Here is a 22219-nt window from a genome sequence, read left to right as displayed (position 1 = left end):
TCAGGCTCAACGACCGGCTCAGGCTCAACGACCGGCTCAGGCTCAACGACCGGCTCGGGTTCGACGACCGGCTCAGGTTCGATGACTGGCTCGGGTTCGACGACCGGCTCGGGTTCGGTAACAGGTTGCTGCTGCGCCGCCACCTGTTCGGTGACGCTGACGATCTCTTCGGCCAGCGCTTGCGCCGCCGGATGCTCGGCCGCTGCCGGCAGATTTTCCGCGATTTGCTCGCCGGCCTGACCGTTATCCCACTCTCCCGGGGTGTCGACGGAGGCGGCAGGTTCAGATTCCTGGGCGGGGAGCTTGTCGTCCAGCTTGGCGGTGACCGGTTCAGCCGGCGTCTCCGCGGCCTGAGGTTCCGCCTGCTCTACCGACGGCTCAGGTTGCTGTTGATCTTCTTCCTTCTCCTTCTGGCCAAACCCCAGCCAGGAGAAAAACCCACGTTTCTTATCTTTTGCCATGTTATGACTCTACTCCGTACCGAAGGCTCGCTTACCCTCCATACCTGAAGGATATATGCTGACAATAATCCGCCGAGTCTATCACTTTCCCTCGCCCAGCAACACGCATCCGGCATGCTTTCCGGCGTGAAATCAGACAACAACGTTTTACCGTTCCCCCCGACGCCCGTCACCGGTAGAATAGGGACAACTTTTCGTTAACCTCGGCGGCCCCGCGCCGCGAAAGAAACCAAACAACGCTTATGACAAGACTCTCGCCACGGGCGGCGGCCAAAAAACCGCCCCAGGCCGCAGCCGGACAGATCCGCATCATCGGCGGCCAATGGCGCGGTCGCAAACTCCCGGTGCCGAACAGCCCGGGGCTGCGCCCCACCACCGATCGGGTACGCGAAACCCTGTTCAACTGGCTGGCGCCGGTGATTCAGGGCGCGCGCTGCCTCGACTGTTTCGCCGGCAGCGGCGCATTGGGGCTGGAAGCGCTGTCGCGCTATGCCGGCAGCGCCACGCTGCTCGAATTCGAACGGCCGGTGGCGCAGCAGCTGGAAAAAAATCTGGCGCTGCTGCAGGGCAAAGGGGTGGTTATCAACACCAACGCGCTGAGCTGGCTGGCGGGCGATGGCCAACCGTTCGACGTGGTGTTCCTCGATCCGCCGTTTCGCAAAGGCCTGCTGGCGGAGACCGCCCTGTTGCTGGAGCAACGCGGCTGGCTGGCCGACGAGGCCTGGATCTATGTAGAAGCCGAGGCGGAAAGCGCCGCGGCGGACGTGCCTGCCAGCTGGCAACTGCACCGGGAGAAGGTCGCCGGCCAGGTGGCCTATCGCCTTTATATTCGTTCGCAAGAGAAAACCGACCATGTTGATTAATCTGGGCCGCCTGCTGATGCTGTGCGTGTGGGGCTTCCTGCTCTCTAACCTGTTCCATCCGTTTCCCAAGCCGCTGAAGTATTTCATCGACGTGGCGCTGTTCTTTATGGTGGTGATGCACGGCCTGCAGCTGGTGCTGTTGAAATCCACCCAGCCGAAGGATCAGCCGATCAGCTACTGGCAAGAGGCCAAGATCTTTATCTTTGGCGTGTTCGAGCTGCTGGCCTGGCAAAAGAAACAGCCGCCCATCAAGAAGAAGTGACCGCTACGGCTGAGCGGTGAACGAGACGAAGCGCGTGCCCTGCATGTTCAACGTGCCCTGCGCGCCCTTTTCTATCGGGTTGTACTGCCATTGCTTCAGCCGCAGCTGGATGTCTTCACCTCCCTGTACCGGGCTGAACACCACCTCGTAATTCATCGGTTCATTGACCAACGGCTCGCGCTGCGGCGCGCGGGTCTTGGTGACCGGCACCGCGCGTTTGTCGCTCACCGTCACCTGCAGACTGCGCATCGGCGCGCGATCGTTTTCCGCCTCCTGCTGCCGCTGCTTGAAGTAGCGTTGCGTGGCCAGCACGGCGATCAGCGCAATCACGGCGACAAAAAATAACGGTGGCTTACTCATCGGTTTCCCATTTCCTTCGCGGCTAAATCAGCGTAAACATAGCATTCTCAAGAAAGCATTGTCGATCGCCGGCAGGCTACCTACACTGAAATGAAGAAGTGACATTGGTGACAGTTTGGAGCCGGTTGTTGCGGCTCCCTCATACATAAGGAAGACATTAATGAGTTGGCCGTTCCTTGCCGTATTCTTTTCCGGTTGGCTGTTCGTCGACGCCTCTTACCGTGGGCCGCGCTGGCAGCGCTGGGTGTTCAAACCCGTCACGCTGCTGCTGCTGTTGCTGTTGGCCTGGCAGGCGCCGGTGCTCAGCGCTGCGGGTTATCTGATCGTACTCGGCCTGCTGGCGACGCTGATCGGCGACGCATTGCTCCTGTTGCCGCGCGAACGGGTGCTGTATGCCATCGGCGCCTTTTTCCTGTCCCACCTGCTGTACACCCTGAGTTTCGCCAGCCAGATGACGTTCAGCCTGTTCTGGCCGCTGCCGCTGGCGCTGCTGGCGATCGGCGCACTGCTGCTGGCCACCGTCTGGACCCGGCTGGAAGAGATGCGCTGGCCGATCGTTACCTACGTGGCGATGACGCTGCTGATGGTCTGGCTGGCGGGCGAACAATATTTCCTGCGCAGCACCGATTTCGGCTTCTCGCTGCTGACCGGCACCTCGCTGCTGCTGCTGGCCAACGTGGTTTGGCTGCTCAACCGCTACCGCTTCACCTTCCGCGCGGCGGACGCCATCGTGGCTTTCTGTTACTTCTCCGGCCACTTCCTGATCGTGCGTTCGCTCTACCTGTAGAGACCTACCGCGGGTTCGGCGCGCCGAACCCGTTTCTTCATCAAGCCAGCGCTTTCAACGTCAGAGCATCATCCGCACCCAGCTGATTGCGGTACAGATCGCCGTCGCGCGAGAAGAACGCCAGCGTGCTGCCATCCGCCCGCAGCAGGGCGATGCCGTCCGGAGCCGGGCGCCAGCCCACGACTTCCGCCGCAAACACGCTCTGCAAACACTGTTGCCGATCCACCAGCTGATAGCCGTTGGTCTCGCTTTGTTCATGCGCCAGAAACTCGATTTGGCATTGCCGTTCGCTGTCGGCCACCTGCCATTGCCCCGCCAGCGACTGCGCGGTCGGCAATGCCAAACTGCCGGCCATCACCGCACTCGTCACCATCATGCCACCCGCCGCCAAAGCGGCGCGCGTTAAAGTACCTTTCATACCGGGCTCCTGCATCACGCCCGGCCGAGACTGCGCCGGGCGTTCCGTTGCTGTGTTACACGATAAAGTCCGTGGCGACGTCTACCTGGCCGACGATTTTCACCAAGAAGTCCGGCGCCTGATGCCCGCCGATGTTCACCGACAAATCGGTCACGTTGCTGGACGCGTTGTAGCTCAGCAGCGCCTCACCGGCCGTGCCGCTGAAGTGATCGACGAAGTGGATGAAATCACTGCTATTCGCTTCTTTATTGAAGAACGACAGGTCGATCTTGTCGATCCCTTTCTGGAAGTCGCGGATCCAGTCGGAAGCACCCGGTGCGGAATCGCTGGCGGCAGAGAACACAAAGATGTCTTTGCCGGCACCACCCCACAGTTCATCCGCCCCGCCGCCGCCGAACAGCACGTCGTTACCCGCGCCGCCTTTCAGCACGTTGTTGGCCGCGTTGCCGACGATCACGTCGTTGCCGGAACCGCCAATGGCGTTCTCAATGGTCACACCGGCGGCGATCGAGACGTTGCCCTTCAGGCCGCCCACGTCGGAGAACGATTTCTCATTCAGGTTGATGCGCTGGTTAGCGGTATAACCGGAGAAGTCGAAGGTATCGTTGCCACCCGCATCCCAGGCCGCAAAGATCACTTTCTGCGAATTGCTGGTGGTGCTGAGGAAGTCACGACCGGTATTGGAGTTAAAGCCGTACACGGTGTCGCCGGTGCGGGTCGACAGGTTGGCGCCATACAGATGCTGAATGGCGGCAATGTCATCCAGCAGCGGAGCCGCGGCATAGTGACCGCCGTTGTCGCCACCGGTGTTGGTTTCACTCCAGTAGCTCATCAGGCTGAACTGGCGGGTATCTTCCGCATAGGTGACGTCGTTATAGGTCGGGTTGCCCTCACCGGCGTTGTAGTCGCCCGGGTGGCTCAGGCCCAGCGCATGGCCAATCTCATGGGTGAACGTCTGGCGGCCGTAGTCTTCGGTCGCCGGATGCTTCACGTTGGATTGGTTGACGTTGTACCAGGTCTGGCCACCCAAATCCTGGCCCTGCCAAATGGTGTTCGGCAGGAAGGCGTAGGCCTGGGTACCATAATCATAGTGGCCGGGACGATCCTGGCTGTAATTGCCGAAGGTGATATTGGCCTTTTGACCGGCCGCCACTTCGGTGAAGATGATATTGGCGACGTCAGCCCAGGACTGCAGCGACAGCTTAGCCTGCTGCTGCTGTTCCGCGCTGAACTTGCTCAGCCCGGTATCGCCGGCGACGTTGGTGGAAGAGAACTTATAGTCCGGGAAGGAGAAGGTTAATTTGACCGGCTGGCCAAATACCTTGTAACCGTTCCAGGTTTGGTTCTCGCGGGTAATAAACAGCCCAGCTTGCTCATTAGAAAATGAATCCTTGCCATTAATCTGAATCCCGTTACCCCGCTCATGATAATGCAGCAGGTCATCTACAGCATCGTAGCCGGTTGTCGCGGCCGCAAGGCTGGATTCAGTAATTTCAATTGCCTTTTTAGTAGATTGCATTGGTTCGATTCCACTCATTACCTGATTGATATCAATCAGACAGATAGACATAACCTCCCCGTAAGCCACGGTTAATAAACCTTAAGCTTGCTGGAAGGGGCTTATGCGCCGTTACCGGCAGTGTGTTAGGTAGAATTAATGCATATATATCAGCAAATAAGATCACCATTAAAAATGGTAATCGATTCCAATTATAGGCAGGGTCGCAAAACCGCACATAAAATAATCAACCATTTATTATCGCAACGAAAGTTTGTTATGCTGCTTTTTAGGCTTCTTTACAAAGCAAATGAAACTTGATGAGGATAAGTTGGCACCAAACTTCAATAGCAATGCGGCCTGCAGACTCAAGCGAATCATGCTGGCTTTACTCAGGGGAAAAGGTAAATTTTGCTAAAGCGTTATAGATTAATAACTCTTTATTATTAGGTCGGGCGATTTTTTAGTTTCTATAGGAATATTATTTTCTTATTTAAACTAACGGTGGCGAGCCTTTTCCCCCCAATAGGGGATAAGAAAAGCCGATAGATTAAAATCCGCATTATTCATTATTGAATGAATACCCCCTTTCTACGCTTGAACGCCGTTAGCAATAATTCTCATCCGGCGCTTGACTCTGGAGTGGACTCCAGGGTGTAGAGTCAGTTGAGCAAACCCGTTTAACAGCCCGCAGGGGGACGTTATGCACAATCAGCAAAACCATAATCATCAGGAACATCACCACGCCGAAGGCGGATGCGGCTGCAACCACAGCCACAGCAAAACTCAGCACGGCTGCAGCAGCGAACCGAAAAACGCCGCCGCACAGGCCGAACACGCCCACCATCATCACGATCATGGCGATAGCGGCTGCTGCACCGCCGCGCCCGACGATCCGGACGAGGAAAGCGACAGGCTGGCCGCCGCTCCCCCTTCCGGCAGCCAACGTTTCAGCTGGAAAGTCACCGGCATGGACTGCCCCAGCTGCGCCAAGAAAATCGAAAATGCCGTCACCGCACTCCCCGGCGTCGACAGCGCGCGCGTGTTGTTCGCCACCGAGAAACTGGTGGTCGACGCGCAGTCCGACCTCAGCCTGCGGATCCAGGACGCGGTCGCCCAGGCCGGCTTTACCCTGCTCGGCGCTCAGACCGCCAAAGCCGCCGCGCCGAAAACCTCACGCTTCGGCGAATTCGCGCCGCTGCTGCTGTTAACCACCCTGATGGTGGTCAGTTGGGTGCTGGATCGGGTTAACCCGGAGCTGGGCCGCATCGCCTTTATCGCCACCACGCTGGTCGGGTTGGCGCCGGTCGCCGCCAAGGCGCTGCGTTTGATTCGTTCCGGCACGCCGTTTGCCATCGAAACGCTGATGAGCGTGGCGGCCATCGGCGCGCTGTTCATCGGCGCCACCGCCGAAGCGGCGATGGTGCTGCTGCTGTTTATGGTCGGCGAACTGCTGGAATCCTACGCCGCCAACCGCGCACGGCGCGGGGTGAAAGCGCTGATGGAGCTGGTGCCGGAAGATGCGCTGCTGCTGCAAGGCACGGAACGCAAACGCGTGCCGGTCGCCAGCCTGCGCCCCGGCGACGTGATTGAAATCGCGCCCGGTGGGCGCCTGCCGGCCGACGCCGAGCTGCTCAATCCGTTCGCCAGCTTCGATGAAAGCGCCCTGACCGGCGAATCGGTGCCGGTCGAGCGCCAACAGGGGGAGAAAGTGGCCGCCGGCAGCCTGTCCGTCGATCAGGCGGCGCAGATGAAGGTGATATCCGAGCCCGGCAAAAACGCCATCGACCGCATCCTGCAGCTGATTGAAGAGGCCGAAGAGCGCCGCGCGCCGATCGAACGCTTCCTCGATCGCTTCAGCCGCTATTACACCCCGGCCATTATGCTGCTGGCCGTCGCGGTGATCCTGGTGCCACCGCTGCTGTTCTCGCAGCCGTGGGATACCTGGATCTATCGCGGCCTGACGCTGCTGCTGATCGGCTGCCCATGTGCGCTGGTGATCTCAACGCCGGCGGCCATCACATCCGGACTGGCGGCCGCCACGCGGCGCGGCGCGCTGATTAAAGGCGGCGCGGCGCTGGAGCAACTGGGCCAGATCCAAACCATCGCCTTCGATAAAACCGGCACCCTGACCGAAGGCAAGCCGACGGTGACCGACGTGCTGCCGATCGGCGCGCTCACCGAACAGCGGCTGCTGCAGCTTGCCGCCGCGGTGGAAGCCGGTTCACATCACCCGCTGGCGCAGGCGATCATCAACCGCGCCGCCGCAAGCGGGGCTGAGTTGCCGCTGGCGCAGGCGCGCCGCGCGCTGGCCGGCGTCGGCGTGGAAGGGATCGTGGACGGCAAGACCGTGCTGATCAGCGCGCCGGGCAAGCTGGCGCCGGGCCTGCTCGACGCCCAATGGCAGAGCCAGGTAGACAAGCTGGAAAACGCCGGCAAAACGGCGGTGGTGGTGCTGGAAGACGGCGCGCCCATCGGCTTGCTGGCGCTGCGCGATACGCTGCGCGGCGACGCCAAGCAGGCGATAGCCGAACTGAACGCGCTGGGCATTCGCGGCGTGATGCTGACCGGCGACAACCCGCGCGCCGCCGCCGCGATCGCCGGCGAGCTGGGCCTCGACTATCGCGCCGGTCTGCTGCCGGAAGATAAGGTCAGCGCAGTCACCGAGCTGAGCGAACTGCGCCCGACGGCGATGATCGGCGACGGCATCAACGACGCCCCGGCGATGAAAGCCTCCAGCATCGGCATCGCCATGGGCAGCGGCACCGACGTGGCGCTGGAAACCGCCGACGCCGCCCTGACCCACAATCGGCTGGTGGGCGTCGCGGAGATGATCCGCATCTCGCGCGCCACCCACGCCAATATCCGGCAAAACATCACCATCGCGCTGGGGTTGAAGGGGGTCTTCCTGATCACCAGCCTGCTGGGGCTGACCGGTTTGTGGCTGGCGGTGCTGGCTGACTCCGGCGCCACCGCGCTGGTCACCGCCAACGCGCTGCGGCTATTGAGAAAGCGCAGCTAAGCTCTGAAACAAACACGGGCGCGGCATACCGCGCCCGTTGTCATTTGGGGGAGGGAACTTTTAACTCGGCCGCGCCGCCGTTAGACGCCTTTACGTAACAGATAACGGTATGGCACCTGTTCGGTCTCCTGCGCCACCAGCGTATGCTCCATAAAGCGGCAGAACCCCGGGATATCGCGGGTGGTGGCCGGATCGTCGGCGATAATCAGCAGCGTTTCGCCGTTGTCCATATGGCGCACGGTTTTGCGCACCATCATCACCGGTTCCGGACAGCGCAGCCCCAGCGCGTCGAGCGTCTGGTCTGCCTGGGCAAATAAGTCAGTCATGCAATTTTTCTCGTTCAAAAACGATCGGCGAACGCTCGCCGCATCTCATTAGCGCCTAGTTTACGCCGGTAGTTTTTCTGCGCAAGATGCGTTAACGTTTGCGTTAAATTTAACCATTGCATTGGTTGCGCAAACGCGTATCATGCCGCCGCGCAGCGTTTTTTGCTGTTTTGACAAGACACACTGGGTTCCCTCACCCCACTGCTAAAAAGGCTACAACATGTATTCGTTTACCGCACAGCAGCGCTTTACCGCGTTGGTCTGGCTTTCGCTGTTTCATATCGCCATCATTACCTCCAGCAACTACCTGGTGCAGCTGCCGATCACCGTTTTCGGCTTCCATACCACCTGGGGCGCCTTTACTTTCCCGTTTATCTTCTTGGCGACCGATCTGACCGTGCGCATCTTCGGCGCGCCGCTGGCGCGGCGCATCATCCTGGCGGTGATGGTGCCGGCGCTGTTCATCTCTTATGTGATCTCCACCGTCACCTATCAGGGAGAATGGCAGGGCTTTGCGGCGCTGAACAGTTTTAACCTGTTCGTGGCGCGCATCGCCGTCGCCAGCTTTATGGCCTATGTGCTCGGCCAGATCCTCGACGTACACGTCTTCAACCGCCTGCGTCAACGCAGCGCCTGGTGGGTGGCGCCGGCGGCGGCGATGTTCCTCGGCAACATCAGCGATACGCTGGCGTTCTTCTTCATCGCCTTTTATAAGAGCAGCGATCCCTTCATGGCCAACAACTGGGTGGAGATCGCGCTGGTGGATTACAGCTTCAAGGTGATGATCTGCCTGCTGTTCTTCCTGCCGATGTACGGCGTGTTGCTGAACATGCTGCTCAAACGCATCGCGGCGCGCAGCGGCGGCCTGCAGCCGGGCTGAGTCGTGTTATTCTGGGCGGCCCTATCCTTTGGAGGCCGCTCATGACCCCAATCGTCCGCACCGCCACGCTTGAAGACATCCACCGCCTTTACCAACGCATCCCTGAATTCGGCGGCCTGCATAGCCTGGCCGATCTGCAGCGGCGCATCGGCGCCGCCCCCGCCAGCCTGTTGATCGCCGAGATAGCCGGGCAACCGGCCGGTTTCAAACTCGGTTATCAACGGCAGGAAACGGTGTTTTACAGCTGGCTGGGCGGCGTGTTGCCGGCATTTCGTCGCCACGGCGTGGCGCAGGCCTTGTTGGCCGAACAAGAGCGCTGGGCGCGGGCGCAGGGCTATCGCCAACTGACGGTCAAAACCCGTAACCGGTTCCGCGCCATGCTGACGATGCTGATCGCCCACCACTATCAGATTGTTCAGCTGGAAAAGAAAGGCGAAGTGGCTGATTATCGGCTATTACTGGAAAAAAACTTGTGACAACATCTGCCTTGCATTTCAACCTGGAATAGGTTGCGATACGACAGTGAATCCCTACCGGAAAGGAAGAAGGAAGCCCGATGCGTAAAGTAGCGAAATTGATGGGTATCAGCCTGCTGGCGCTTGGCCTCGCGGCCTGCGACGGCGAAACCAAAGACACCAAGGCGGCAACGGACGGCGCGGCGGCCAGCGCGCCGGCCGGGCAGCAGGTGAGCCTGCTGGACGGTAAACTGGCGTTCACCCTGCCTGTCGGCATGGCGGATCAGAGCGGCAAGCTGGGCAACCAGGCCAACAACATGCATGTTTACGCAGACAGCACCGGCCAGCGCGCGGTGATTGTGATCCTGGGTGACAAGACCGCCGACAGCCTGGAGACCCTGGCCAAGCGCCTGGAGAATACCCAACGCGCGCGTGACGCCAACCTGCAGGTGATCACCAACAAAGCGCTCGACGTCAACGGTGTACCGCTGCGTCAGCTGGACAGCATCATCACCAGCGGCGGCGAGAAAGCCTATTCTTCCGTCCTGATCGGCTCGCTGAACAACAACATGCTGACCATTCAGGTAACGCTGCCGGCGGACAATCAGCAGCAGGCGCAGACCGAAGCCGAAGGCATCATCTCCACCCTGAAGCTGAAGCAGTAATCCCACAAAGGGCCGGCTTGCCGGCCCTTTCGCTTTATGCCAGCGCCTGCGCCAGCAGGGTGATCGGATGTTCGCAGCGTTTGCTGGTGGACATTTCTATCTGCCATTTGCAGGTCTCGCAGTCGGTCACCACCAGATCCACCCCGCTCTCTTCTATCTGCCGGAACAGCGGTGCGCCGATACCCTGCGACGTGGCGTAGTTCTCCGATTTGAACCCGTAGGTGCCGGCGATGCCGCAGCACTGCGAATCCAGCACCACCAGCTCCAGCCCCGGTATCTGCCGCAGCAGCTCCAGGGTGTAGGCGGTCCAGCCCATCTTCTCCATATGGCAAGGCGTGTGATAAGCCACCCGCAGCGGCGTGCGCTTGAGCGGCAGGCTGCGCCCCTGATTGATCAGACGATAGAGATAGCGCGTCGCCAGCTCCACCCGCTCGCGCACCGCAGTGGTGTCCACGTCCAGCAGATGAGGGTATTCGTCACGCAGGGTGAAGGTGCAGCTCGACGAAGTGGCCACCACCGGAATGCCGCGCTCCAGCACCGTTTCATGCAGCGATTCGGCATTGACCCTGGCCTGCTTTTTGGCCTGCTCGATAAACCCGTTGGCGATCAGCGGCACGCCGCAGCATTTCTCGCGTTTCAGCAGCTGCACGCCGATATCCAGCGCGTTGAACACCCGGACCAAATCCTTGCCCAGCTGCGGGTGGTTATAGTTGACGAAGCAGCCGTGGAAGAACGCCACCTGCTCGGCGTAACGCTGCTGCGCCTGCGCCTGTTGCCGGTACCAGCGGCGGAAGGTGCCGAACGAGTATTTCGGCAGTTCACGACGGTGATCGATCTTCAGCGCCTTGTCCAGCAGCTTGCGCACCGGTTTCAGCCCGGTGGCGGCGTTGACGATCGGCGCGAACGGCGTCGACAGCGATCCCATGATATCGGTGTGGCTGAGGATGGCGTCACGCAGCGTCGGCTTGCTCTGGGCAAAGTCGGCGCGGGCGCGCTGAATGATGTCGCCGATTTTGACATCGGACGGGCAGGCCACTTCACAACGCTTGCAGTTGGTGCAATATTTCAGCGCTTCATCGTACAGCGTCGGGTCTTTCAGCCGCAGCCGCTCGCCGTCCGGCCCCGCCTGTTTCGGCCCCGGGTAGAGCGGGTTCACTTTGGCGACCGGGCAGTAGGTGGTGCAGACGGTACATTTGATGCAGCTTTCAAAGCTGTGATCCTGATGCAGGCTCATGCGTTCTCCTCCGCGGCGATCTGCTGCGCAACGTGCAGCGCACCGATCAATGACACGCCGGCGCCGCAGCCCTGCTGCAGCGGATCGTAACCGCCGGCGACCGCACCGATGGCATACAGATTGTCGAACGGCACTCCCTGCTTCATCGCCCGCAGCCTGCCGTCGGTACGCACGCCGAACTGCAGGTAAGGCTGCGGCGCGAACAGCTCGCGTCGGCTCCAGTCGGCGCGATCGGCGCGGCTGTGCACGTCCAGCCCGAAGATCGGCTCACGCACTTCATCGAAATCCGCCACCAGCCCGTTGCTGAAGAAGCTGCCGCTGGCCAGCACCACCTGCTGCGCCCGCAGCGGAATATCGCCGTGGTTGCGGGTATACAGGCCGGTGACGCGGCCGGCTTCACACTCGGCGCGCAGCACGCTGTCGCCCGGCATGAAAACGCCGCCCAGCTGTTGGAAACGCCGCCGCAACGCCTGGTGCAAGCGCATGCCGGGCACCGAAGGCGGCAACGTCGGCAGCAGTCGGACCGGCTTGCCGACCGCATCCTGCAACACCGCCAGCGACGCGTCGTCCTCCAGGCCCAGACAGGCCGGCAGGAAGAGCGCCTCGGCCTCGCCCGCCAGCCGCCGCAGCTCTTCAGCCAACGGCGGCAGGCTTTCCATCAAATCCAGTACCCGGGCGATGTTCACCGCGCGGAACTCGCTGGGGTTATTGCGCAATCTGTCCAGCGCCGGCATGTGCAGATAGGCCACGTCCGTCTGCACGCCGAGCTCGCGGCTTAAGGCGTCGGCGGCCATCTGCGGTTGGAAGTCGAGGAACCCTTCGATGCCGATCACCGCAATGCGCCGCCAGGGCAGTTGGCCGGTCAGCGGCAGCGTCGGGATCGCCTGCGGGCTGAGCCAGGTGGCGCGGCGCGTGCCGAGCGGCGTGATGCGCAGATGGTTGTTCACCCCCTCGCCCTGGAGATTCAGCCCGCAGCGTTCCAGCAGCCGCTGCGCGGCGGCGGACAGCGCCGCCACCCGGCCGGGGCCAATCAGAGAATACGGATGCTGCGGCGCCTGTTGCGCCAGCTGCGGCAGCGCCGCCAGTGGCATCTCGACCGGCGTGCCGTCCGGCAATCTCGCCAGCAGATCGAGCGAGCCGGAGGAGAAGTAGAGCGCGCTCTGGCCGGAACTGACCACCGCACAGCGTTTGCCCTGTTCGGCCACGGCAATGGCGCAGCTCAGGCCCGCCAGGCCGCCGCCAATCACCACTACGTCAAATCGCATCATCCGCCTCCTGCTCTTTGTCTGCCTGGGCCTCAAGCCCGCATAATCCCTGGTAAACCCAACTGGTAAATTCACTCTCGCGCAGCGCATCGCCCCAGGCGATCGGCCGCACGCCTTTCCAGCGTTCGTTGAGGAACTGCGACAGCTGCGCGATGGATTGCTGCGGCGTGCTGACCTTGAAGCGCGTCAGCAGTCCGGCGGCGCGGCAGGCGCAGAGTTCACCCTGGCAGGTGCCCATGCCGACGCGGGTGCGGCGGCGCAGATCCACCAGGTTATTGACGGTCAGCGAATTGACCGCATAGCGCACTTCCCCGGCGGTCACCGCCTCGCACTCGCACACCAGGCTGGTGTCGAGCCGATCGGCCGCCGGCACCTGGCTGGCGCGATCGCCGTGCCGGTAAATCGCCGAGCCGCGGATGCTGGCGGGCAGAGAAACCACGCTGCGCACCGTTTCCTCCGCCGACTGACGGGATCCGGGCAGCGCGTCCTGCGCGGTGGTGCACGGACTATTTACGCCGAGCTTTTCACATACCTTGTCGGTGGCCCACTCCGCCATCAGGCGGTAGGTCATCAGCTTGCCGCCGGTGATGGTGATAAACCCTTCCAGCCCGTCGCGGGCGGCGTGATCGAGCAGCACGATGCCGCGGCTGACATTGCGCCCGCTGGGATCGTCGTCGCTGGCCACCAGCGGCCGCACCCCGGCATAGGCACGCAGAATGCGGGTCTGCGCCAGGGTGGGCGCCAGCAGCGCCCCCTCGCGGATCAGAATGTCCACCTCCTGCGGGGTCACCAGCATGTTGTCAATTTGGTCGTAGTCGATATGGGTCGAGGTGGTGCCGATCAGCGAGATGGTGTCGCCCGGCACCAGGATGTCGGCGTCCGCCGGTTTGCGGCAGCGGTTGATCACCATGTTGTTGATGCGGTGACCGAGGATCAGCAGCGCTCCCTTGGCCGGGAACATGCGGATACGCAAATCGGCGTATTCGGCGATCTGCTGGCCCCAGATGCCGGCGGCGTTGACCACCACCGCTGCGTGCAGCTCATAGCGCCGCTGATTCTGATGGTCGTAAACGCGCACGCCCGTCACCCGGTCGCCGCTGCGCAACAATCCGACCACCTGGTGGTAAGTCAGGATCTGCGCGCCGTGTTCGCGCGCATCCAGCATATTGGCGGCGGTCAGCCGGAAAGGATCGACGGTGCCGTCCGGCACCCGCACCGCGCCAATCAGCGCCGGATTAGCCGCCGGCTCCAGCCGCAGCGCCAGCTGCGGGTCGATCGCTTCGGCGTCGATGTCGGCCTGGCGACAGGCGGCGATAAACTGTTGCTGATACTCCAGCGAGTCCTGCGGCAGGGTGATGAACAGCCCATCGGTGCGCTCGATACAGTGATGCGCGATGCGTTTCAGGATGCGGTTCTCTTCGATGCACTCGCGCGCCGACTCGCCGTCGGTCACCGCATAGCGCGCGCCGCTGTGCAGCAAGCCGTGGTTGCGGCCGGTGGCGCCGGTGGCGATGTCGTGACGCTCCAGCAAAATGCAGCGCAAGCCGCGCCGCGCACAATCGCGGGCAATGCCTGCGCCGGTGGCGCCGCCGCCGATGATGATCACATCCGTTTCGCCGCCGTCAAAATAGCTGCTCATGTCGCTCCCTCAGGATCGGTAGTTATGAGCCTATTGAGCCACGGTTATTAGGGTCTTTGTTTGATAAGGAACAAGAACGAACATAAAACGAAATAAAAATGTCCACAAAAAACCATCAATGTGATCATAATCACGATTTTTGGACGTTTTTCTATTTCATAACGTTAACGAATCGCTCAAAATCCGCCGTGGTTTCATGAAAGTGTAACAATTGCGCCATTCGTCACAGCGACACCAGGCGTATTTGTCGACAATGGCGCTCGTTATGGAACACAAAAACACCACATTCGATATCCGCTCAATCATCAAATGAACGTAAAAGGTCATATTGATGTGATAACAGATAAAGCCATCGGAGGCGCTCATGTTGAGTATTTTTAAGCCGGCCGCACACATCGCCCGTGTGCCGAGCGATAAGGTAGACCCGCTCTACCGTAAGCTGCGCTGGCAAATTTTCCTGGGGATCTTCTTCGGTTACGCCGCTTACTATCTGGTGCGTAAGAACTTCACCCTGGCCATGCCTTACCTGATCGAACAAGGCTTCAGCCGCGGCGACCTCGGCTTCGCGCTGTCGGGCATCTCCATCGCCTACGGCTTCTCCAAATTCATCATGGGTTCGGTCTCCGACCGTTCCAACCCGCGAGTGTTCCTGCCTGCCGGCCTGATCCTGGCGGCGGCGGTGATGTTGTTCATGGGCTTCGTGCCGTGGGCCACCTCCAGCATCGCGGTGATGTTCGTTCTGCTGTTCCTGTGCGGCTGGTTCCAGGGCATGGGTTGGCCGCCGTGCGGCCGTACCATGGTGCACTGGTGGTCGCAGAAAGAACGCGGCGGCATCGTTTCCATCTGGAACTGCGCCCACAACGTGGGTGGCGGCCTGCCGCCGCTGCTGTTCCTGCTGGGTATGGCCTGGTTCAACGACTGGCACGCGGCGCTGTACATGCCGGCCTTCGGCGCCATCCTGGTGGCCCTGATCGCCTTCGCCCTGATGCGCGACACCCCGCAATCCTGCGGCCTGCCGCCGATTGAAGAGTACAAAAACGACTATCCGGACGACTACAGCGAAAAAGACGAAGAAGAGCTGACCGCCAAGCAGATCTTCATGCAGTACATCCTGCCGAACAAGCTGCTGTGGTACATCGCGGTCGCCAACGTGTTCGTCTACCTGCTGCGTTACGGCATTCTGGACTGGTCGCCGACCTACCTGAAAGAAGTGAAGCACTTCGCGCTGGACAAGTCTTCCTGGGCCTACTTCCTGTATGAATACGCCGGTATCCCGGGCACTCTGCTGTGCGGCTGGATGTCGGACAAAGTGTTCAAAGGTAACCGCGGCGCCACCGGCGTGTTCTTCATGACGCTGGTGACCATCGCCACCGTGGTGTTCTGGATGAACCCGGCCGGCAACCCGACCGTGGACATGATCTGTATGCTGGTCATCGGCTTCCTGATCTACGGCCCGGTGATGCTGATCGGCCTGCACGCGCTGGAGCTGGCGCCGAAGAAAGCCGCCGGCACCGCCGCGGGCTTCACCGGCCTGTTCGGCTACCTGGGCGGCTCGGTCGCGGCCAGCGCCATCGTCGGTTACACCGTGGACTTCTTCGGTTGGGACGGCGGCTTCATGGTGATGATCGGCGGCAGCATCGCAGCGGTCATCCTGCTGCTGCTGACCATGCTGAACGAGAAGAAACACCACGCGGAAATCGCCGCCAAGCGCGGTTAAGCGTCACACGACTTTTGCATGATTTAAAGGCCGCCCTGCGGCCTTTTTACTACCCTGCCCCCAACAACACGGAGAAAACGGAATGCGGACTCAAGTCAAAGCCCTGCTGACAGGGATCATTCTCGCCACCTCGATGGTCAGCGCCGCGCAGGCGGCGGACAAAGTGGTGATCGCCCACCGCGGCGCCAGCGGCTACCTGCCGGAACACACCCTGCCGGCGAAGGCGATGGCCTACGCGCAGGGCGCCGATTATCTCGAACAAGATCTGGTGATGACCAAGGACAACGAGCTGGTGGTGCTGCACGACCATTACCTCGATCGCGTCACCGACGTCGCCGAACGCTTCCCGGACCGCGCGCGTAAAGACGGCCGTTATTACGCCATCGACTTTACGCTGGCGGAGATCAAATCGCTGAAGTTCACCGAAGGCTTTGAAATCGAAAACGGCAAGAAGGTGCAGGGCTACCCTGGCCGCTTCCCGATGGGCAAATCCGACTTCCGCGTGCACACCTTCCAGGAAGAGATCGAGTTCGTGCAGGGTCTGAACCATTCGACCGGCAAGAACATCGGCATCTACCCTGAAATCAAGGCGCCGTGGTTCCACAAACAGGAAGGCAAAGACATCTCCAGTAAAGTGCTGGCGGTGCTCAAGCAGTACGGCTACACCGGCAAAAACGACAACGTCTACCTGCAGTGCTTCGACGCCAACGAGCTCAAGCGCATCAAGAACGAGCTGGAGCCGAAGCTGGGCATGGATTTGAAGCTGGTGCAGCTGATCGCCTATAACGACTGGCAGGAAACCTACGAGCAGAAAGCCGATGGCAAGTGGGTGGAATACGACTACGACTGGATGTTCAAACCGGGCGCGATGAAGAAAATCGCTCAGTATGCCGACGGCATCGGGCCGGACTACCACATGCTGGTGGTGGCGGAAAAATCCAAGCCGGGTCACATCGTGCTGACCGACATGGTGAAAGAAGCGCACGCCAGCAAGCTGGCGGTGCATCCGTTCACCATCCGCGCCGATGCGCTGCCGAAGTACGTGACCGACGTGAACCAGCTGTATGACGTGATTTACAACCAGGCCGGCGTCGACGGCGTGTTCACCGACTTCCCGGACAAGGGCGTGCAGTTCCTGCAGAAGCAGGGCCAGCACAAGTAATGCCAAGGGCGCCGCGAGGCGCCCTTATTATTTAATGGTTATTTCAAAGGAACATCTTGCGCAGGTAGTGCGGCACCGCGTTATCGACGTTGGAGCCGATCACTTCCAGCTCCGGCAGCATGTCCTTCAGGCGCTGATGTGCGTCGCGCATGATGCAGCCCTTGCCGGCCATCGACAACATCTCCAGATCGTTCATGCCGTCGCCGAAGGCGATGCACTCTTGCAGCGTATAGCCGATGATCTTGGCCACTTCTTCCAGCGCATGCCCTTTCGACACGCCGCCCGCCATCACTTCCAGGCAGGTAGGGAACGAGAAGCTGACGTTGACCCGATCGCCCCAGCGCGCGTTGATGGCGTCTTCCACCTGCAGCAACCGCTCGTGATCTTCACAGGTGAAGTAAACCTTGCAGACGCCGTCGGTTTCCAGCAGGCCCGGCTCAAACAGCTGATATTTGAACACCGACTCCTGGAAGAACTCTTCCTGCTCCGGGCTTTCGCGGTTGGTAAACCAATCGTCGTTACGGTAGACGTTGGTGGTGATATCCGGATCGTCGTGCAGCATGCCGTACAGATCGCGGGCGATATCCCCGTCCAGGTTGTGGCTGAAAATCAGTTCGCCGGCGGTGTTGTGCACCCGTGCGCCGTTGGAAGTGATCATAAAGGCGCTGATCTCCAGGCTGTCGCGGATCTGCGCCACGTCGATATGGTGGCGGCCGGTGGCGAACACGAAATGCACGCCGCGCTGAGTCAGCAACTTCAGCGTTTCTTTAGCGTACGGCGACAGGGTATGGTCGGGAGACAGCAGCGTGCCATCTAAATCGGAAGCGACGACGTGATACATAGCGTTATGTTCTAACCTCTGATGGAGTTGTCGGCGGCAGCGTGCCGCCTAAGTGTTGAGCAAAGAAGCGCAGAATTGCGTTCAGTGCTTCGGCGCGCAGCGCGTCCCGCTCGAACAGGATCTCATGGCGTGCGCCGTTGATAACCCACGGGAGCCCCCCTTCGCAAGGCCGCCCCGCGTCTGACAGAGCCTGACAAAAAGCCTGGTGCGAACGGTTGTCGACTACCCGTTCTTCACCGGCCTGCAAAAGCAACAGCGGCGTGGTGATCTTCCCGGCCTGCGCGATAATCTGCCGGCCGGCGCGGATGCTCTCCCGCACCCAATGGTAGGTCGGCCCGCCCACCTGCAGCTCGGGGTAATCGGCATAATAACGCAGGCTGCGCCGGTAACGCTCGCGGCTATGGGTCAACACGTTGACCACATAGGGCAGCGGACGCCACTGGCCGGTGCCCACCGCGTAATAGTCGCGGATCGCCGGGCGGGTCTCCGCCCAGTCGAGAATGCGATCGGCCAGCCAACCCGGCATCGGCAGCCGGATGCCGAACATCGGCGCGCAAAACGCCGCCGCGTCGAACGCCTGCGGCCGGCGCTGCAGAAACTGCGCCAGGATCGCGCCGCCCATCGAATGCGCCAGCGCGAAGCGCTGCCGATAACCGTGCGATTCGACCTCGCGCAGCCACAGCTGTTCGAAATCGTCCACGTAGTCGGCGAAGTTTACCACATGACCGCGGTGCGTATCCGCCAGTAAACGCCCGGAACGCCCCTGGCCGCGATGATCGACGATCACCACGTCGTAGCCGCAGTGGAACAGATCGTAGGCCACCTCAGGGTATTTCACGTAGCTTTCGATGCGGCCGGGGCTGACCACCACCACTCGCTGATGCCGCGCAGAACTGAAGCGCACAAAGCGGATCGGCACGCCGTCCACGCCGCTGAATTCGCCTTCTTCGCGCTGCCGCCAGAAATCCAGCAGCGGCCCGGTGGCGAAGGCAGCGAACTGCGTTTCACGCGTTAACCAGTCATCGGAGCTGAGAGTGAACGAGGTCATCGAGAGCGTTTTCCCTGTGGGGCCGGCGGAAAATGTGACCGCTGGCACAAGAAATCATACTAGCGTATTGTGATTCAATTCTGACAAAAACAGCGCCGCCTCGGCGCATTGTGGCACAAAACGACACTTTCAGGGAGCCGAAGCACCATGACCTTGGACTGGTGGTTAACCTATCTGCTGACCACGCTTATCCTGAGCCTTTCCCCCGGCTCAGGCGCCATCAATACCATGAGCACCGGCATCAGCCACGGCTATCGCGGCGCCGCCGCCTCGATAGCCGGGCTGCAGGTCGGGCTGAGCGCGCACATCGTGCTGGTGGGCATCGGTCTCGGCGCGCTGATATCGCAATCGCTGCTGGCGTTCGAACTGTTGAAATGGTTGGGCGCCGCCTACCTGGTGTGGCTCGGCATCCAGCAGTGGCGCGCCGCCGGCGCGCTGGATCTGCATGCGCTGGCGGGCAGCATGCCGCGCCGCCGTCTGTTCCGCCGCGCGGTGCTGGTCAACCTGACCAACCCGAAAAGCATCGTGTTTCTCGCCGCGCTGTTCCCGCAGTTCATCTTGCCCAATCAGCCGCAGGCCGAGCAGTATCTGGTGCTCGGCGTCACCACCGTGGTGGTGGATATTCTGGTGATGATCGGTTACGCCACTTTGGCGACGCGCATCGCCGGCTGGCTGAGAACGCCGCGCCAGATGCAGTTGCTCAACCGACTGTTCGGTTCGCTGTTCATTCTGGTGGCGGGGCTGCTGGCGACTGCCCGCAAAGCCTGACAAAAAAGGCCGGGCATCGCTGCTCGGCCTTGGGCATTTCACTGCCGGTCAGCGGGTAAAGATCAGGTGTAACCCGAAGCCGGTAAACAGCACGCCCGCCACCCCGTCTATCCACTTGGCCAACCGCTGATAACCGCGGCGCATCGCCGGCAGCGCGAACACCACCGCCACCAGGCTGAACCAGACAAAGGTCTCGGCGACGATCAGCAAGAACAGCCCCCAGCGCGCTCCGGCGCCAACGCTGTCGCCGACGAACAGCGAGAACACGCTGCCGAAATAGATCACCGCTTTCGGGTTGGACAGATTGGTCAGGAAGCCGCGAATAAAGCTGCGCCCGGCCTTGGGCAACGCCACCTGGGCCTCCGCTGCCGGCTGCGCTTGCTGCGCCCGCGCGGAACGCAGCAGTTGCCACCCCATCCAGCACAGGTACATCCCGCCGCCGACCATGATGATCTGATGCAGCCAGGCCATCTTCTGCAGGATCAGGTGCAGCCCCATCAACGCCACGCCGGCCCACACCACGATGCCGAGCGAAATGCCGACCACGCCCATCATCGCCTCGCGGCGCGAACGGCTGGCGGCGGTTTGCGACACAAAAAAGAAGTCCGGCCCCGGGCTCATCAGCGCAATCAGATGCACCAGCGCCACGGTGAGAAACAGCATTAGCATGATTTATCGCCCTCAGTCTTCGTCATTGTCGAGATGGTCGCGGATCATCGCCATAAAGGGCGCGCCGAAACGCTCCAGTTTGCGCTGGCCGACGCCGTTGACGCTCAGCAGATCGCCGGCCTTGATCGGCATCTGTTCGGCCATTTCCAGCAGCGTGGCGTCGTTGAACACCACGTAGGGAGGAATGTTTTCTTCGTCGGCGATCGACTTGCGCAGTTTGCGCAGCTTGGCGAACAGCTTGCGATCGTAATTGCCGCCGTAGGATTTCTGGTTGGCGCTGCTGCGCGACTTCAGGCTCTGAATGCGCGGCACCGCCAGCTGCAGTGCCACCTCGCCGCGCAACACCGGGCGCGCCGCCTCGGTCAATTGCAGCGCCGAGTGCATGGCGATGTTCTGGGTGATAAAACCCAGGTGGATCAGCTGACGCAGCACGCTGGTCCAGTGTTCGGTGGTCTGATCGCGGCCGATGCCGTACACCGGCAGCTTGTCGTGGCCATATTCGCGGATACGCTGGTTGTTGGAGCCGCGCAGCACTTCCACGATGTACCCGAGGCCGAAGCGCTGGCCGACGCGATACACGCAGGACAGCGCCTTGCGCGCGTCCTCCAGCCCGTCGTAGCGCTTGGGCGGATCGAGGCAGATATCGCAGTTGCCGCAGTTTTCGTGCTTGCCTTCGCCAAAGTAGTTGAGCAGCACCAGGCGGCGGCAGGTTTGCGCCTCGGCGAACGCCCCCATGGCATTCAGCTTGTGGCGCTCGATGTCCAGCTGTTGCCCGGCGGGTTTCTCTTCCAGGCAGCGGCGCAGCCAGGCCATATCGGCCGGATCGTACAGCAGGATGGCTTCGGCCGGCAGGCCGTCGCGCCCGGCGCGGCCGGTCTCCTGATAATAGGATTCGATATTGCGCGGGATGTCGAAATGCACCACGAAACGCACGTTGGGTTTGTTGATGCCCATGCCGAAGGCGACGGTGGCCACCACCACCTGCAGATCGTCACGCTGGAACGCTTCCTGCACCTGGGCGCGGCGATCGTTGTCCAGCCCGGCGTGATAAGCGCCGACGCTCAGCCCGCGGCTTTGCAGGCGCGCGGCTGTGTCTTCCACCTTGGCGCGGCTGTTGCAATAGATAATGCCGCTCTTGCCGCGCTGATCCTGCACGAAGCGCCACAGCTGATCGAGCGGTTTGAATTTTTCCACCAGCGTGTAGCGGATGTTCGGCCGGTCGAAGCTGCTGACCTGCACCAGCGGGTCCTGCAGCGACAGCAGGCGCACGATATCGCCGCGGGTGGCCTCGTCGGCGGTGGCGGTCAGCGCGATCACCGGCATCGACGGGAAGCGCTGTTTCAGCTGACCCAGCGCGCGATATTCCGGCCGGAAGTCATGGCCCCACTGCGAAATACAGTGCGCCTCATCCACCGCCAGCATCGCCGGCGGACAGTGATCGAGCAGGCTGAGGAAGCTTTCCATCATCAGCCGCTCCGGCGCGATGTACAGCATCTTGATGGTACCGTTGCGGCAGCCGGCCATAACGTCCAGCTGCTCCTCGCGGGTTTGCGTCGAGTTGTAGCAGGCGGCGGAAACGCCGTAGGCCAACAGTTGGTCGACCTGGTCCTTCATCAGCGAGATCAACGGGGAAACGACCAGCGTCAGGCCGTCCATCACCAGCGCCGGGATTTGGTAACACAGCGACTTGCCGCCGCCGGTCGGCATCACCACCAGGCAATCCTGCCCGCCGATCGCGGCGTTGATAATCGTTTGTTGGCCCGGGCGGAATTGCTGGTAGCCAAAGGTATCGCGCAATACCTGCTCGGCCAGCAACTCTCTGTTAATCACTGCTGCGGTTGACACACACTTCCCCATTTTTTCATCGGTACACACCCAT

The 22219-nt window shown here is 61.3% G+C and carries 21 protein-coding genes and 1 pseudogene; 10 read left to right on the top strand and 12 right to left on the bottom strand.

From position 1 onward, the window contains the following. Positions 1–461 (bottom strand): annotated as a pseudogene (locus AC2CGQ_RS22210) (signal recognition particle-docking protein FtsY); the annotation flags it as partial. A gap of 242 nt (positions 462–703) precedes the next feature. Here AC2CGQ_RS22210 and rsmD point away from each other — a divergent pair. Further along, complete coding sequence (gene rsmD / locus AC2CGQ_RS22205) at positions 704–1324, top strand: 16S rRNA (guanine(966)-N(2))-methyltransferase (protein WP_015376284.1); 621 nt, start codon at positions 704–706, stop codon at positions 1322–1324. Further along, positions 1314–1586 carry a DUF1145 family protein gene (locus tag AC2CGQ_RS22200; RefSeq protein ID WP_004934327.1) on the top strand — a complete coding sequence of 91 codons (273 nt, stop codon included), beginning with the start codon at positions 1314–1316 and terminating at the stop codon, positions 1584–1586. Before rsmD ends, AC2CGQ_RS22200 begins: the two co-directional genes overlap by 11 nt. A 3-nt stretch (positions 1587–1589) precedes the next feature. Here the strand turns inward: AC2CGQ_RS22200 and AC2CGQ_RS22195 are convergent, their stop codons facing one another. Beyond that, a complete protein-coding gene (locus AC2CGQ_RS22195; protein ID WP_015376283.1) occupies positions 1590–1946 on the bottom strand; it encodes a DUF2500 domain-containing protein in 357 nt (118 codons plus the stop codon). A 160-nt stretch (positions 1947–2106) separates the two neighbouring features. On the opposite strand from AC2CGQ_RS22195, the gene AC2CGQ_RS22190 reads away from it, so the two are divergent. After that, complete coding sequence (locus AC2CGQ_RS22190) at positions 2107–2733, top strand: lysoplasmalogenase (protein ID WP_015376282.1); 627 nt, start codon at positions 2107–2109, stop codon at positions 2731–2733. 40 nt (positions 2734–2773) lie between these two features. On the opposite strand, the gene AC2CGQ_RS22185 is transcribed toward AC2CGQ_RS22190, so the two are convergent. Both AC2CGQ_RS22185 and AC2CGQ_RS22180 read right to left on the bottom strand, forming a co-directional pair. After that, positions 2774–3151 carry an AprI/Inh family metalloprotease inhibitor gene (locus AC2CGQ_RS22185; protein ID WP_015376281.1) on the bottom strand — a complete coding sequence of 126 codons (378 nt, stop codon included), beginning with the start codon at positions 3149–3151 and terminating at the stop codon, positions 2774–2776. Between the two features lie 55 nt (positions 3152–3206). Continuing rightward, positions 3207–4670, bottom strand: coding sequence for a serralysin family metalloprotease (locus AC2CGQ_RS22180; RefSeq protein ID WP_484593887.1), 1464 nt, complete (start codon positions 4668–4670; stop codon positions 3207–3209). 682 nt (positions 4671–5352) lie between these two features. On the opposite strand from AC2CGQ_RS22180, the gene AC2CGQ_RS22175 reads away from it, so the two are divergent. Further along, positions 5353–7671 (top strand): zinc/cadmium/mercury/lead-transporting ATPase, encoded by a 2319-nt coding sequence (locus AC2CGQ_RS22175; RefSeq protein ID WP_484593886.1) that lies wholly within the window; start codon positions 5353–5355, stop codon positions 7669–7671. A gap of 80 nt (positions 7672–7751) precedes the next feature. Here the strand turns inward: AC2CGQ_RS22175 and tusA are convergent, their stop codons facing one another. Beyond that, the gene (gene tusA / locus AC2CGQ_RS22170) at positions 7752–7997 is read right to left on the bottom strand and encodes a sulfurtransferase TusA (protein ID WP_004934314.1); all 246 of its coding nucleotides are present in this window, start codon (positions 7995–7997) and stop codon (positions 7752–7754) included. Between the two features lie 220 nt (positions 7998–8217). Between tusA and AC2CGQ_RS22165 the strand changes: the two genes are divergently transcribed. The 3 genes from AC2CGQ_RS22165 (at position 8218) to AC2CGQ_RS22155 (ending at position 9997) form a co-directional block, all read left to right on the top strand. Beyond that, complete coding sequence (locus tag AC2CGQ_RS22165) at positions 8218–8877, top strand: 7-cyano-7-deazaguanine/7-aminomethyl-7-deazaguanine transporter (RefSeq protein ID WP_004934310.1); 660 nt, start codon at positions 8218–8220, stop codon at positions 8875–8877. 41 nt (positions 8878–8918) lie between these two features. Further along, a complete protein-coding gene (locus AC2CGQ_RS22160) occupies positions 8919–9353 on the top strand; it encodes a GNAT family N-acetyltransferase (protein ID WP_004934307.1) in 435 nt (144 codons plus the stop codon). Positions 9354–9433: 80 nt separating this feature from the next. Then, the gene (locus AC2CGQ_RS22155; RefSeq protein WP_015376277.1) at positions 9434–9997 is read left to right on the top strand and encodes a DcrB family lipoprotein; all 564 of its coding nucleotides are present in this window, start codon (positions 9434–9436) and stop codon (positions 9995–9997) included. 34 nt (positions 9998–10031) lie between these two features. On the opposite strand, the gene glpC is transcribed toward AC2CGQ_RS22155, so the two are convergent. The 3 genes from glpC to glpA are packed head-to-tail and all read right to left on the bottom strand — an operon-like array spanning position 10032 to position 14135. After that, entirely contained in the window at positions 10032–11231 is a 1200-nt protein-coding gene (gene glpC / locus AC2CGQ_RS22150; RefSeq protein WP_015376276.1) for an anaerobic glycerol-3-phosphate dehydrogenase subunit GlpC, read from the bottom strand. Beyond that, positions 11228–12496 (bottom strand): glycerol-3-phosphate dehydrogenase subunit GlpB, encoded by a 1269-nt coding sequence (gene glpB / locus AC2CGQ_RS22145; protein WP_015376275.1) that lies wholly within the window; start codon positions 12494–12496, stop codon positions 11228–11230. The genes glpC and glpB overlap by 4 nt, the downstream gene beginning before the upstream one ends. Next, positions 12486–14135 carry an anaerobic glycerol-3-phosphate dehydrogenase subunit A gene (glpA, locus tag AC2CGQ_RS22140; protein WP_021504814.1) on the bottom strand — a complete coding sequence of 550 codons (1650 nt, stop codon included), beginning with the start codon at positions 14133–14135 and terminating at the stop codon, positions 12486–12488. Before glpA ends, glpB begins: the two co-directional genes overlap by 11 nt. A gap of 364 nt (positions 14136–14499) precedes the next feature. On the opposite strand from glpA, the gene glpT reads away from it, so the two are divergent. Both glpT and glpQ read left to right on the top strand, forming a co-directional pair. Next, positions 14500–15852, top strand: coding sequence for a glycerol-3-phosphate transporter (glpT, locus tag AC2CGQ_RS22135; protein ID WP_015376273.1), 1353 nt, complete (start codon positions 14500–14502; stop codon positions 15850–15852). Between the two features lie 82 nt (positions 15853–15934). Continuing rightward, entirely contained in the window at positions 15935–17014 is a 1080-nt protein-coding gene (gene glpQ / locus AC2CGQ_RS22130) for a glycerophosphodiester phosphodiesterase (RefSeq protein WP_004934292.1), read from the top strand. Positions 17015–17057: 43 nt separating this feature from the next. Here the strand turns inward: glpQ and yigL are convergent, their stop codons facing one another. Both yigL and pldB read right to left on the bottom strand, forming a co-directional pair. Then, on the bottom strand, positions 17058–17855 hold the full coding sequence (yigL, locus tag AC2CGQ_RS22125) for a sugar/pyridoxal phosphate phosphatase YigL (RefSeq protein WP_004934290.1): 798 nt from the start codon (positions 17853–17855) through the stop codon (positions 17058–17060). Positions 17856–17859: 4 nt separating this feature from the next. After that, complete coding sequence (pldB, locus tag AC2CGQ_RS22120) at positions 17860–18903, bottom strand: lysophospholipase L2 (protein WP_484593885.1); 1044 nt, start codon at positions 18901–18903, stop codon at positions 17860–17862. 147 nt (positions 18904–19050) lie between these two features. Between pldB and rhtB the strand changes: the two genes are divergently transcribed. Beyond that, on the top strand, positions 19051–19671 hold the full coding sequence (rhtB, locus tag AC2CGQ_RS22115; RefSeq protein WP_004934282.1) for a homoserine/homoserine lactone efflux protein: 621 nt from the start codon (positions 19051–19053) through the stop codon (positions 19669–19671). A gap of 48 nt (positions 19672–19719) precedes the next feature. On the opposite strand, the gene rhtC is transcribed toward rhtB, so the two are convergent. Together rhtC and recQ are read right to left on the bottom strand one after the other, a co-directional pair. Then, positions 19720–20340, bottom strand: coding sequence for a threonine export protein RhtC (gene rhtC / locus AC2CGQ_RS22110; protein ID WP_004934276.1), 621 nt, complete (start codon positions 20338–20340; stop codon positions 19720–19722). 12 nt (positions 20341–20352) lie between these two features. After that, complete coding sequence (gene recQ / locus AC2CGQ_RS22105) at positions 20353–22185, bottom strand: ATP-dependent DNA helicase RecQ (protein ID WP_031300091.1); 1833 nt, start codon at positions 22183–22185, stop codon at positions 20353–20355. Between the last annotated feature and the right edge of the window lie 34 nt (positions 22186–22219).

The organism is Serratia sp. DFXYC6 (assembly GCF_057196085.1).
Note: the sequence above shows the minus strand (reverse complement) of the source record. Positions and strands in the feature narration are given on the sequence as shown.